At 49.1% G+C, this 14,105-nt stretch carries 6 protein-coding genes and 1 pseudogene; 4 read left to right on the forward strand and 3 right to left on the reverse strand.

Going from position 1 to position 14,105, the window contains the following annotated elements:
* Window positions 1-128: 128 nt before the first annotated feature.
* Window positions 129-3,800: a HEAT repeat domain-containing protein gene (locus tag NC994_RS05275; RefSeq protein ID WP_190439902.1), complete on the forward strand. Its 3,672-nt coding sequence runs from the start codon at window positions 129-131 to the stop codon at window positions 3,798-3,800.
* Between the two features lie 51 nt (window positions 3,801-3,851).
* On the opposite strand, the gene NC994_RS05280 is transcribed toward NC994_RS05275, so the two are convergent.
* From NC994_RS05280 to NC994_RS05290, 3 genes are all read right to left on the reverse strand, one after another.
* Window positions 3,852-4,127 (reverse strand): hypothetical protein, encoded by a 276-nt coding sequence (locus NC994_RS05280; protein ID WP_190439905.1) that lies wholly within the window; start codon window positions 4,125-4,127, stop codon window positions 3,852-3,854.
* 260 nt (window positions 4,128-4,387) lie between these two features.
* Window positions 4,388-7,504 carry a phosphoenolpyruvate carboxylase gene (gene ppc, locus NC994_RS05285; RefSeq protein WP_190439907.1) on the reverse strand — a complete coding sequence of 1,039 codons (3,117 nt, stop codon included), beginning with the start codon at window positions 7,502-7,504 and terminating at the stop codon, window positions 4,388-4,390.
* Between the two features lie 206 nt (window positions 7,505-7,710).
* Window positions 7,711-7,959 (reverse strand): hypothetical protein, encoded by a 249-nt coding sequence (locus tag NC994_RS05290; RefSeq protein ID WP_190439935.1) that lies wholly within the window; start codon window positions 7,957-7,959, stop codon window positions 7,711-7,713.
* A gap of 432 nt (window positions 7,960-8,391) precedes the next feature.
* On the opposite strand from NC994_RS05290, the gene NC994_RS05295 reads away from it, so the two are divergent.
* The 3 genes and pseudogenes from NC994_RS05295 to NC994_RS05305 all read left to right on the forward strand — a co-directional run.
* Window positions 8,392-11,652, forward strand: coding sequence for a DUF1574 domain-containing protein (locus NC994_RS05295; protein WP_347276954.1), 3,261 nt, complete (start codon window positions 8,392-8,394; stop codon window positions 11,650-11,652).
* Between the two features lie 479 nt (window positions 11,653-12,131).
* Window positions 12,132-13,709, forward strand: a complete 1,578-nt coding sequence (locus tag NC994_RS05300; protein WP_190439933.1) for an MBOAT family protein — start codon at window positions 12,132-12,134, stop codon at window positions 13,707-13,709.
* Window positions 13,710-13,941: 232 nt separating this feature from the next.
* Window positions 13,942-14,105, forward strand: a pseudogene (locus tag NC994_RS05305) (photosystem II q(b) protein); the annotation flags it as partial.

The raw sequence follows: 14,105 nt of genomic DNA on the forward strand, positions 1-14,105 counted from the left end.
CGAAAGCGAATTGACGAGAGAAACCGCCGAACTCTTAGGGACAGAGATTAAGTGACCCTTTCTGACCCTCATCAAACCGTGAAGCCGCCTAAGCTATTAATATCCGCAACTGCCCTTATCCGTTGACTATGGCTGAAATCCGCAATCGCAATACTGTTCGGGTAAACGAAACTGGAAAGCAAAAACTCATAGAAGGTAAGGCTGCTAAACGCAATTATGAGGGCAAGCTTTGGACGTATTTGGACATTGCTGAAGCCTCTGGAGTGGGTGAAAAGACGGTTAAGCGGTTTTTTGCAGGACAATCTGTTGATTTGGATAATGCGATCGCGATCGCTAAATCCCTAAATTTAGAACTAGCAGAGTTAATCGATCCGAAAGAGTCGAATCCTCCAGATGCAAAGCCAGAAACCCCGATTGACTGGCGCGATATCTGCCACACAATGCTGGAGGAACAGCTGAGGCGTTACCAATTCCGGCGACAGGCGACGGGTACGGGGTTGGGGCATGAGGTGGGTATTTATGTGCCACTGGGTTTGGTGAAACCGAGAACTCAGCCTCGACGGAGTGAGGAGTTTTGCCCATCTCCAGATGAGGGGAGTTCACAATATCAGCTGAATGAGAAGGAAATTGAGAAGCGGTTTGAGGCGAATGCGTTTCTCCGACAGGTAATTGAGGCGGGGGAAGGCAAGACAATTGCCATTATTGGGGAACCGGGGGCGGGGAAAAGTACGTGGTTAGAGCAAATTGCCCGTCATCTCAAAGATTCAGAAAATGTTTCCCGGTTGCCAATTTGTATTCAGTTGGGGAGTCTGGATGGGAAAACCTTGGAAGAGTATTTACTCCAGGTTTGGCTGAAGGAGGCGCTGTCTCTTCAAGGAATGGTGGTATCAGCCCAGATGCAAACTGAGTTGATGCAGTTGTTTAATTCTCATCAGGTGTGGTTGCTGTTGGATGGGGTGGATGAAATACGGGCGGATACATCCACGGGGGCAAATTCGCCTCTACAAGGAATTGCCAATCAGCTGAGGGGTTGGGTGGCGCAGGCGCAAACCCTGTTAACCTGTCGGCTGAATGTTTGGCAGGCGAACGATCGGGTAGTGCCGAATTGTGATGTTTATCGCACCCTGGATTTTGAAGAGCCGCAGGTGGGGGAGTTTATTGGGGAGTGGTTTGCTAGGGCGGGGAAACCCCAGTTAGGGAAGCAGTTACGAGAGAAGTTGGGCGAGTCGGGGCGGGAACGGATTCGAGATTTGATTAGAAATCCTTTGCGGTTGGCGCTGTTGTGTCAAACCTGGGCGGTAAAGCAAGGGGAGTTGCCGAAGACGAAGGCGACGCTTTACCAGCGATTTCGAGAGGATTTTTATGAGTGGAAAAAAAACGAGTTTCCCATCAGCTGGCAGCAACGGCAGGAGTTGAATGCAGCGTTAGGAAAGTTGGCAGTTGCGGCGATTGAGAATCAGACACAGCTGAGGGAGTCCCTAGCATATCAGGTGATGGGGGAATCTCTTTTTGAGTTAGCGCGGCAAATTGGTTGGCTGAATCTGGTATACCGAGATGGGGAAACCGATGAACCTGTCTATGCGTTCTATCATCTGACGTTTCAGGAATATTTTGCAGCGCTGGCAATTGAGGATTGGCACTTTTTCTTGACTCATGACAATGACAATCCTCAACCGTTACCGGGCAACGTTTACCGAATTTTTGAGCCGCAGTGGAAAGAGGTGATTTTGCTATGGCTGGGGCGAGAGAATGTGGAAAAGGAGCAGAAAGAGGAGTTTATTCAGGCATTGGTAGAGTTTGATGATGGATATGGAAGATTTTATAAGTTTCGAGCCTATTTTCTAGCCTCAGATGGGGTTGCTGAGTTTCAGGATTGTATCAAGGTAGATGAAATAGTAGCGCAAATCGTTAAATGGGGCTTTGGTTATTTCAACACTGACAAACAAGAAGGGCGGACATATCTCAAACCGATTGCAGAGGCAGCGAGAGCATCCCTGTTACAAACTAACTGTAGCCTTGTCATTAATAAACTCATTGACTTATTAGAAATTACAGAAGATGAGTCTATCCGTAGGATGGCTGTCGAGAGTTTGAGGAAAATTGGCACGGGAAACGAAGCGGCAATTGCTGGGTTACTCCGGGTTCTGGAAACTACAGAAGATGAGGATAACCGTTGGATAGCTGCCACGACTTTGGGGAAAATTGATCCGGGAAACGAAGCGGCAATTGCTGGGTTAGTCCGGATTGTGGAAACTACTGAATATCCGTATACCCGTTGGATAGCTGCCGAGAGTTTGGAGAAAATTGACCCAGGAAACGAAGTGGCAATTGCAATTGTTGGGTTACTCCGGATTCTGGAAACTACAACAAATGAGCATATCCGTAGAAGGGCTGCCGAGAGTTTCGGGGAAATTGACCCGGAAAACGAAGTGGCAATTGCTGGGTTACTCCGGATTCTGGAAACTACAACAAATGAGTCTACCCGTAGGAGGGCTGCCGAGAGTTTGGGGAAAATTGGCACGGGAAACGAAGTGGCAATTGCTGGGTTAGTCCGGATTCTGGAAACTACAACAAATGAGTCTACCCGTAGGAGGGCTGCCGAGAGTTTGGAGAAAATTGGCACGGGAAAAGAAGTGGCAATTGCTGGGTTACTCCGGATTCTGGAAACTACTGAATATCCGTATACCCGTAGGAGGGCTGCCGAGAGTTTGGGGAAAATTGGCACGGGAAACGAAGTGGCAATTGCTGGGTTACTCCGCCTTTTGGAAACTACACAAGATGAGTCTACCCGTAGGATGGCTGCCGAGAGTTTGGAGAAAATTGGCACGGGAAACGAAGTGGCAATTGCTGGGTTAGTCCGCCTTCTGGAAACTACACAAGATGAGTCTACCCGTAGAAGGGCTGCCGAGAGTTTGGAGAAAATTGGCACGGGAAACGAAGTGGCAATTGCTGGGTTAGTCCGCCTTCTGGAAACTACACAAGATGAGTCTACCCGTAGAAGGGCTGCCGAGAGTTTGGAGAAAATTGGCACGGGAAACGAAGTGGCAATTGCTGGGTTAGTCCGCCTTCTGGAAACTACACAAGATGAGTCTACCCGTAGAAGGGCTGCCGAGAGTTTGGGGGAAATATTACAAAACCGCCAGATGCCCTCAGCTGTCTCAGCTTTGCAGCAGTGTCTAACAGATGAAGTTTATGAAAGCAATTTTGACCTCTTCGAGAAGTGTTACAAAATTATCTGGCAGTGCGCCCAAACTCTGCCTTACCCAGTCTTTTATCAAGCTTGGCATCATCCACCTGTCACTCCTCCTCCAGAAGTTGCAGAAACTACCGAATTTGGTTTCACTCCCTTCTCCCAATGCCATAACTTAGCAGTATTACTCGAACTTCTTCACGCCGCCATCAACAACGATCCTCATCTGAGGGACAAAGTACAACTCATTTGCATCGACGGCAGCAAATTCGAGAACCCAGATAACCCCGCCTCGGAAATTTACGCCGAGATGGTAATGCAAGGCTGTCCCGAACGTCAGAATGGGGAACCGGAAACGATGCAAGCTCTCAAAGTTTATTGTCAGCTAAAATGCCAGGGAGTCTTCCTAATTTTTTACGAAGATATAAGCGACGAACCGCCCCAAGGCTTCAGTCAAACTTTCCTCACATCTCTAAGCAAATTTCATAATGCGAGGAAAATTTGTGTAGTGAGCAAACAGCGTTGTAATCTCCAAACATTCTCTCCCAGTCAGCCGAATTTAGTTGCCGATATTGTGCGTTGGATGAGAGGGAAGATGATGGAAGAATAAAGCGCGCTTCCTTCTCCTCAATCCGCTATTAAAGTTCCTCTTTATATCAATTCATTCAGGCTGCTTGTGGTGAGTTGCCAAACCTGCGATAAAAGCTCCCATAACCATTCCCGCCCACAAACCGCTGCTGCTGCCTTGCATATAAGCTCCCGGCATCATCCAAGCTTGACACGCTGTCTTGAATGCTGCGAATTCTAAGGTATTTTTTGTGACATTTTCGCAGCGTTGGTTATCAGCCAGTAACTTAATTTGTACCCCCATATAAGCACCGAAACAACCCGATGCTAACGCCATAAAAGTACAAATTAACATACGTTTTTTATTCATAGCTAATAGCTAATGACTAATTATTTGTAATGGTTAATGATATCAAATCCAGTTTATTCCCCACAATTTCCCAGCTTCCCACCCCGCCAAAGCCTGCGGCTCCGGCTCCCCTCCTCGCTTGCGGGGAGGGGCTAGGGGTGGGGTTCTTTTATAGACAATGAAACAGATTTGATATGACTAATTGCTCCTTGTTCAAAAGCTGATTTTCCATTGTTCAATCAACTATGAACCATGAGCAATTAGCCATTAGCTATCAACCATCAACCCGTATTCCGCATTCCAGCGGCAATGCCGTTAATCGTTAACAGCGCCCCGCGTAGCAATTCGCCTTTACTGTAACGAGAATGGACGACACCAGAGGCTGCTTGCTTGCCATGTTGACGCAGGCGTTTTAGCAGAGAGACTTGCAAGAAGCCCAGAGGGACGATCGTGCCGTTGCGTAACTGCACAGACCTTTGCAGGACTGGATCGCCATCCAACAGCCGTTTGTGACCCGCAATCGTCAGAACTAAATCGCAAGTGAGGTGAAACTCGCTCTTGATTTGCTCAAATAAGGCTTCAAAGCGATCGCGATCTTCCGGGTGGGATAACTCTCGCACGTAGTGGTGAGCAATCTGCAAATCGACTTTCGACAAGGTCATTTCTGCTTTAGAAATCGCCATCTTGAAGAAAGGCCACTTAAAGTAGAAATAACGCAGCAGCTTCAGATTTTCTTCGGGTTCTTCGTTCAAAAACTCTTGCAATGCGGTTCCGACGCCGTACCAACTCGGCAGCAGGAAGCGCGTTTGCGTCCAGCTAAAGACCCAAGGAATTGCCCGCAGACTCGCTAAATCCTTTTTACCGCCGCGACGAGCCGGACGAGAGCTGATTTGCAATTGGCTGATTTCTTCGATAGGCGTCACCTGGTGGAAGAAATCGACTAAATCCGGTTGTTCATAAATCAAGGCGCGATAGTGGGCACGCGATCGCGTCGCCAACTCTTCCATGATTTCGTTCCACGGCTCAATATCATCAAATCCGGTTCGCAGCAAGCTTGCCTGAATCACAGCGGTTGTCACCGCTTCCAGGTTGTACAGAGCTAATTCTGGCAACGAGTATTTAGAAGCCAGCACTTCCCCTTGTTCGGTAATTTTGATCCGCCCATTGATACTATGACCGGGTTGAGCCAGGATCGCTTCGTAGGCAGGACCGCCACCGCGACCGACCGAACCGCCGCGCCCGTGGAAAATCCGTAAAGCGATGCCGTACTGTTCGGCAATTTTTTGTAGCACTTTCTGAGCTTTATGGATTTCCCAGTTACTGCTCAAGAAGCCGGAATCCTTGTTGCTGTCTGAGTAGCCCAGCATCACCTCTTGCAGGTTATAGGTTGGAGATTCCAAGTTGGCAGGTGGGTTTGAATCCTCAACCTTTAACGCTTGCGAATCTTTAACGTTTTCGTAGCCTCCCGCAAGACAAGCGCGATACAAAGGCAGTTCAAACAAATCTTGCATGACTGCGGGTGCCCGCTTCAGGTCTTCCACCGTTTCAAACAGCGGCACCACCATGATGCTGCTCTTTCCTGTAGAGGGGTCATACAGACCTGCTTCTTTTGCCAGCAGCAGCACTTCCAGAACGTCGCTGGCTTCCCGGTTCATGCTAATGATGTAGGTTTGGCAGATTTGAGAACCAAACTCTAGTTGGAGCTGCCGCAGCATTCGGAAGGTTTCAACGGTTTCGCAAATTTTTTCAGAAAATGGCAATTCTGCTGGGATTAGCGGGCGCTTGGTTTGCAGTTCCGTTGCCAGCCATAGCGCTCGCTCGGCTTCCGATAGCTCATTGTATGCTTTGGGCAGAATTTGCAGGTATTGGGTGATTTCGTTGAAGGTGTCGGAATGGCGAGTGCTTTCCTGGCGAATATCTAAATGCGCCAAGTTGAAGCCATAGATTTCCACCTGACAAATTAAATTTTCCAGATCTCGGCATGATAAACCCGTCTCAATCAGGTTCCGGTGAATCAGCCGCAGTTCTGCTAGAAATTCTTCTCCAGAGCGGTAAACGACGTGAGACTGGCTATCTGAGATTTGCCGATGCAAGTTTTCGCCATCCGAAAGTCGCCGGTTGCGATCGCTGGTATTTTGCAGACGCTGCTGAATGTATGCCAGCTTGAGGCGGTAAGGCTCTTGTCGGTATCGAATTGCCAGATGCTCGTAGACTTCTGGCATTTGCGACCGATCCTGCTCTAACGAGTCCAGCAAATCTGGCAAGACATCGCTCCAGTGCAACGACAAGCTGAGCTGATTCGTCAGTTGCCGCAACGATTGGATATACTTCTCCAGCACTAAACCGCGCTGATAGCAAGCGGTTTGCCAAGTGACTTTCGGGGTGACTGAGGGGTTTCCATCCCGATCTGCCCCCACCCAAGAACCAAACTGGCAGAAGTTGTTTACAGGAGGAGTGAGTCCCGGAAAAGAAGCTTTTAAGGCGCGTTTTAGGCGTTGATGAAGCTGAGGAATCGTATCAAACAACACTTCCTGGAAGTAGTGGAGGGTGTAATCCACTTCATCCAACACGGTTGGTTTAAATTGATGCAGTTCGTCGGTGCGCCACCAGAGGCGAATTTCTTCGGTTAATTGTTCGATGCAAGCCTCTGCTTCCCAAGAAGTCGTCAAACCTAAGGCTCTAAATTCTTCTTCCGCCTGGTCTAGCTGTTGCAGAATTTTAGCAATCCGCTGCTGTTTGCCGCGAATCGTATGGCGAACAATTTCCGTCGGGTGAGCGGTAAAAACTAGCCGCACGTCCAGATTGTCAATCAACCGCTGGATTTGCTGCGGAGGCACATTCATCTGGCGTAAATGGGGAAACAACCCGTGGAATGTCCCGGCATTTCGTTTAGCTGTGCCATCGTGGTGCCAGCTCTTTTCAAGCAAATCCGCGCCCGGTCCGCCGTTTTGGTTTTCTTCCTCCATGTCCTCTGGCGACAACACAATGGCGGAGTCCCCATCTCCTTGCAGGCTAGGAAGTTTACGCGGTGCTGCCTCACCAGCAGGAGCATTGTATGTAGCACGTCGGGAAAGCTGCTGATCGCGCTGTTCGTAGTGCTGCTCGACGATGTTAATGAGCTGGAAGTAGAGAGCAAAGGCGCGTGAGGCTCGAATCGCTGCATTGAGATCAAGCTTTTCGATCAGCTGAGGTACTGACTCAGGCAATTCTGTTGCCTGTCCTTCTGGCGAACACCTCGATCGAAGTTGATTAAGCAGATCGACCAGTTCCTGACCGCATTCCTGCTGGAGAACAGACTCCCATAAGTCCTCCACCACTTTGAGGCGATGACGTAAAAATAAAGCAGAAGTAGATGTTACCGTCAATTGCTGATCCGTCGATTGCAGTAGGGAACTCATAGAGTCTATTCTCTCTAAAGAAGAATAATCACCTAATTTTAGGGTTTCTAGTCCCAGCAAGTGGTTTACAGCGAACACCAACTGGGTTTTTCCAGAAAAAGGGAGGGGTTGCGAACTGACTCTTTCAGCGCTAGGCTAACGCCTCGCTTCGGATGAGCGCGATCGCGTCCTAGTTTGTCGGCGAGCGTATTTTTATCTACTTTCCGCTACTCTTCCTCATATTCCCCTTCCTGTGATGTGTTTCCTGGGGTGGGTACGTGGAGAACCGGCAAGCGATCGCCCCGAAATACTTCCTCACTATTTTGTCCAATGGCGCATAGGAATTCGCTGACTGCTTTGATGCCTAAAACTCCGAGTAGCATCGGCACCGTGGCTAAACTCAACCAAATTTCGGGCGTTGCAGACGTTGCATTTTCGGCGGTTGACGGTTGCTTTTTGTTAGGAAGAGTTTGCATGGGAGAAGGTCTAGATGAAAACTAATTTCTTTTTAGACAAACAAATAAAAGAGGTCAGAATTTAAACAGCACAAGGGGCACTTATCCTTCTAGTTTATGCATCTGAATAATACAGCGATAGCCTCCTAGGGCATAGTAGGAAGGGAACACGCTCCTCAGCGCTACTGTCCTAAGCACGGGGCGTTCGGCAAATAGCTATGGCACAAGGGCAATAATTCGGTACCACCAATGGCAGTCTTGTGTAAGACTACTGAGAATCTAGAAGCAATTGTACAAAGCTTGGGGACGTTCGGAGCGGTTAACGCTTGCTGAAGTATTAAGTATGAAGTATTAAGTATGAAGTATGAAGTGTGAAGTATATCCTGAAATTTTGGTGTTCAACCAATTTTTCATCCTTTGTGACAACCTTTAAGCGCGACTTCCAATCGCAGGGTGCGCCCTCCGGGCTACAGCGTTCATGCTTCATCGTCTTTTCATCTGTTGCAAGTCCAGGGTACTTTCTTTGTGATGTTGGATGCCGATCCGATCGCCTATTTAGAGGGTCAATCCTCCCTCGCCCAGTGGGTTTCCCGCGCTATCGGTCTTCCGGAAGTGCGCCTACGATTTCGCTTACGAGGGAATAACCTGCATATTCTTTGTGAAGGCTCCGAATGTCCGCCTGCTGGACCCGTTGTGAGCCGATTTGTCGAGGCACTGAAGGGGAAGGAAGGAGGAGCTGGGTTCCCCCCGCAAGACGCTCCCATTGACCAGGTGATTCTCTATGGTCGGAAACTGGGCATCCAGCGCCCAGACTGGATCAAGCAAATTCACCTAGAGCGGCTGGAACTGCATCAGGCGTCAGATGCCGCAGGCGTAGCTGCTGCGACGCCAACGGATGGGCAGGAAATGACTGCCGAGCGAGGAGTAACTAGCGATGCTGACGGGCTGAGAGTCTCCAACCGCAGCCTCGCTCGCTCCGGTCAACCAGAAGCGATCGCGCGTTATCTGAGCGAAACGCTCAGCCCAATGGGAGTCGGAGTCAAGGTCGTGATTCAGACGCTTGGGAGGGAGCCAGGAAGCCGGGGAGCTGGACAAAATCAAGAATTGTCCCCGGCTTCACCAGCGGTTGCCCGTCGTCTGTGGGTACTTTGCGATTCTAACTACAGCACCGATGAGTCGCTGATGGCGGAGCCGGTGGCGGCTCAGTTGCGAAATTTGAAGCTGGAAGGGTTTCGGGATGCTGTGATTTGCAGCCAGGTCCGAGGAGAAGCGGCTCCCGATTGGCGGTTGCAAGTGGATCTGACCCCTCCAGAAGAAATGCTCAAGGATTGGGCGCGTTGGGGAGATATCCAAGCGATCGCCCGCTTGCTCAATCAAGTGTTAAACGCGCAGGAGATGCAAATCTCCGCAGTTCTGAAAGATTCAACGCTGCATTTATTTTGTAGCCAGAAGCTCTTCAAGCAGCTAAAAGCAGCGGGCGACACCGCATCTGCCACGAGCGATGCGGCTGAGATTGCGATCGCTGCACCCGATCGAAAAACCGCAACGAGTGCGATCGCTCCCGTTTTAGAGTCTCTGACAACGCAAGGCATTCACGCTGCCACCATTTACGGCGTTGAGACTCACGGTGTAACACCAGTCCCGGAACAAGAAACGCCAATCTGGATTGAATGGCTGAATTTACCTGCGTCCAGAGATCCCGCTTTAGCAGAATCTACTTTGGAATTGGCGCAACGGGGCGATCTGAACGCAATTCAGTTTTTATTGCAACGCTTACTCAATCCCGACCTAGACGAGCGATTAACAACGGGTGGCATTCGTTTATCTCTGCGCCGCAAACAAGATTTGTTGCACATCATGAGCGAGGCACTCTCTAGTCCGCAGCAATCTGCCGTCGGGCCACCTGTTGCCAAGTTTCTGCGCGGGTTGGCGATTCCTGGCATTAAAGGGGTGCGAATTTATGGGCGTCGCGCCGGTCACTCCACCCCCTTGTGGCAGATGGGCGTTGATTTCACCCCTCGCAAACGACTGGTACCGGAAGCAACCCCAGAATTTGCTGCCAGCGATGTTTATCTAGGAGATATCCTCTCTGGCAGTAACGAACCCGTTCTGCGTTCTGATGTCACTAAGGAAGACCTCAAAGCAGCCGCTAGCGCTGTCTCTTTCAAAGTGACTCGAACCATCCAGCAATGGCTCTGCGCTTCCCAATTGTTTATTCCCACAGTGGAGATTAAAGACCTGGCACCCGTCGCCTCAGGCAAACTTAGCACTTCCACCTACACTTATTACCAAGGTTTCGTCGTGGCTTTGGTCTGGGGGATGCTGGGATTCTTGCTCACGGTGCAAACGGATTGGTTTCTGTCTGCGATCCTGAAGTCAAAACCACCCATTAATCAAGCGTCAGCGGTCAGCGGCAAATCAACCCTTGACCCACGAGAACCGATCGAGGATACGTCAGTTCCCTTGCCCCAGATGTCTTTGCAAAAATCTCGTGGTTCAGAGGCTCCTGTATTCAATTCCGAAGGATTCACTCGCCAAGGAGATATCACCGTAAGGAACGAGGGTGAAAAGTCCCAGCGGAATGCCGCATCAGCAGCAATTTTGGCAGCCGCCCGAAGTTCTAATCCCTCTTTTAATAACCGCCTGTTAGACGAAAAAGTGGCTCTCTACCAACAGATGCTGTTACAAAGACGGGGAGTGCCCCCGGATGTTTGGATTGTGGGCAGTTCTAGGGCAATGCGGGGGGTCGATCCTCAAGCGCTGGAAGAAGCACTGGCAGCGCAGGGATATCCGGGTGTTCAGGTGTTTAACTTTGGCATCAACGGGGCGACGGCTCAAGTAGTAGATTTGATGGTTCGCCAAGTTTTGACACCAGAGCAACTGCCAAAACTGATTATTTGGGCGGATGGTGCCAGAGCGTTTAATAGCGGGCGGATAGATGCCACCTATAATGCGATCGCTAACTCGCAAGGCTACCAACATCTGCTTGCCGGTACTTTCCCCAAGCAGAATTCAACCCCAGGAAGTCCCAGCCGAACGACGGCGGCACCACCGGCAAAAACTCCGGCGACGGCGGATAAAGGAGCCAGCGGTTCCTTAACGCAAAGCTATCAAATGGTTAATAATTGGCTCAATGAGACGCTAGGAACATTCTCAGCGACTTATCCCCAGCGCGACCAAATGAAAACGCGGTTGCGGGATCTGTATGTTGTTTGGGCAAAACCAGCGAAAACAACTTCTGAGGGAGCTACCGATACTCCCCAAGCATTGACAGCCAGCCAATTTGCCATCGATTTTGATGGCTTCCTTCCCCTCACCGTTCGTTACAATCCTGCCACCTACTACAAGCAATATGCCAGAGTCAGCGGCGACTATGACAGCGATTACTACGCTTTCAAGATGGAAGGCAAGCAAACCCAAGCACTAGAATCGCTGCTGCAATTTACCCAAGCGCGTCAAATTCCGATTGTTTTTATAAACCTGCCTTTGACCCAGGATTACTTAGATCCAGTACGCATAGAATATGAGCAAGAATTTCAGCGGTATATGCGATCGCAAGCAATCCAAAAAGGGCTGATTTTCCGAGACTTAAATCAGCTTTATCCTACTCAACACGATTATTTTTCCGACCCCAGCCACCTCAACCGCTACGGTGCTTATGAAGTTTCTAACCAGCTAGCCGAAGATCCCATGATTCCCTGGCCTGCTAAATAGGACTGAGTTAAGAGGACTGAGGACTGAGTGAACCAGGAGTGGAATGAGTGCCCAATACCCAAGCTGAATTTATCCCGTTCTTTTACTTAGTTCAATTCTTCTTGTTTACCCTTAGTTTCCTGCTAAATAGGATTGAATCATGTTAGCGCGGCACGAAGTGCGGACTGAGGGCTGAGTGAGTCAGGAGTGGAATGATTACCGAATACCTAAGATGAATCTCTCTCATTCTTTTACTCAGTTCAATCCTTGTTGTTTACCCTTATTTTCCTGCTAAATAGGACTGAGTCATATTAACGAAGCGGCACGAAGTGCGGACTGAGGACTGAGTCAATCAGGAGTAAAATGAGTGCCCAATATCCAAGATAAACTTCTCTCATTCTTTGACTCAGTTCAATTCTTCTTATTTACCCTCAGTCCTCAGCCTTCAGCCCTCAGTCCTCAGCCCTCAGCCCTCAGTCCTTACTCCTCAGTCTTCAAAAATGACTTTTATCTCTCTTATCTACGGAGTTTTTCTGCTCAGCGTTTTGGGAATTTACTGGTCGTTCCAAAAACAGTCTTTGCAGATGTGGACGTTGCTTGTTGTCAGTCTGGTTTTCTATACCTCACTGCAAGCGCCAACTTTGGTGAATGAGCATTGGCTGCAAATTTTAGCTTCGCCGCAAGTCGCCTATATTCCTTTGCTGATTGCTATTACTTTGATGAACTTCAGCTTAGGTAAGGCAATTGGAGAAAATACAGCATTAGGGATGTACGCGACCGATCCCCATGAAGATTGGCAATTCGATCAAGCGTTTTGGAATCGTCAGCGACTAAAGTTTTTATGGTTGGGGATTGTTCTGAATGTCTTGTTGTTGGTGAGTTTCAAGTATGTACCTTTTTTCTTAAATTCGGTGGCGGGCTTCTATGAACAATTCACCGGAACATCGCTACCCGTTGCCGAAAATAGCGCCAGTTGGGTCAGCACTCACTTAATTGCGCCTTTAGGTTTGAGTTTCTTTTCTTTTGAGTGCATTGCTTATTTAATTGATGTGTATCGTGGTGCCCCAGCGACGGAGCGATTTCTTGATTTTGCAGCTTATAAGTTATTTTTTCCCAAGCTAATTGCAGGGCCAATTACTCGTTACCATCAATTCTCAACTCAGCTCAAAACGCTGCAATTTCCAACACTTAATCAGATTACAGAAGGACTGTGGCTGATTGCCTGCGGTGCAGTTAAAAAAGCGCTTTTGGCAGATCGGCTAGGAATTTTTGTCGATTTGTGTTTTGGTAACTTAGAGCGAGCTAGCAGCGGCGATTTGTGGTTAGCGATCGCTGCCTACGGACTGCAACTCTATCTGGATTTTAGTGGGTACGTAGATATCGCCCGTGGTAGTGCCATCCTCTTAGGCTTCAATCTCCCGGAGAATTTTAATTTTCCTTACTTCAGTACCAGCATTGCTGATTTTTGGCGGCGCTGGCATATCACGCTAGGCGATTGGCTGCGAAACTACCTCTATTTTCCTTTGGGGGGTTCGCGCCAAGGGCTGCGCCGTACCTGCCTGAATTTGCTAATTATCATGTTAATTGCTGGCATTTGGCATGGAGCAGCTTGGGGCTATGTCGTCTGGGGTGCCTATCACGGTCTTGCTTTAGTGGCTCACCGCCTCACAGAGGCCTATTCCCGCCAGTCTGAGAAAGCTAGAAATTGGTGGAAAAGCCCTCCGGGTGTACTGGTTGCGTGGTTGCTAACCCAGTTTATGGTGTTCACATCCTGGATTTTCTTCCGCCTACCGAATCTGAAACAATCCAGTTGGGTGATTCAGCACCTCTGGGGTCAGTCTGCTGATGCCCAGTTTGCCGAAAAAGTCTACGGGGAGGCGCTGGGTGTGAATGCATCTCAGTTAGGTTTACTGCTTTGGCTGCTAGCAGCGTCGATGATCCTCGTCTATGCCGTCCATCGGGGTCTCAAGTTACAGCTTAATTGGCCTCTGAAGCTGCTGCTGGTGCCATTGTGTTTCTACATTGTCTGGATATTTGCGCCCCAAGGTGGTCTTCCCTACATTTACTTTGATTTTTAGGGCATTACATTAAGCGATCGCCCACTACTCCTGGCTGACACGTCTCGCTTGCGCTCGCTAACCCTACCGCATTCTCAGCCACTCATAAGTAAATGAAATGACAGTGATTCGGATTTATGAACAAAAAAAGACTGGACAAATACGAATAAATGTAAATATTATTAAATACAAGGCGAGACAAACTTCGCCTCATTCATACCGAACCTAGAAAATCCAAAGCACTCATAAAAACATGACCACAACCTTACAAAGACGCGAAAGCGCCAACGTATGGCAACGGTTCTGCGATTGGGTCACATCAACCGACAACCGCCTGTATGTAGGCTGGTTCGGCGTCCTGATGATCCCAACCCTACTGTCTGCCACCATCTGCTTCATCATCGCCTTCATCGCCGC

It is taken from the genome of Trichocoleus sp. AS-A1, from assembly GCF_039962015.1.
GTDB lineage: Bacteria > Cyanobacteriota > Cyanobacteriia > Cyanobacteriales > FACHB-T130 > FACHB-T130.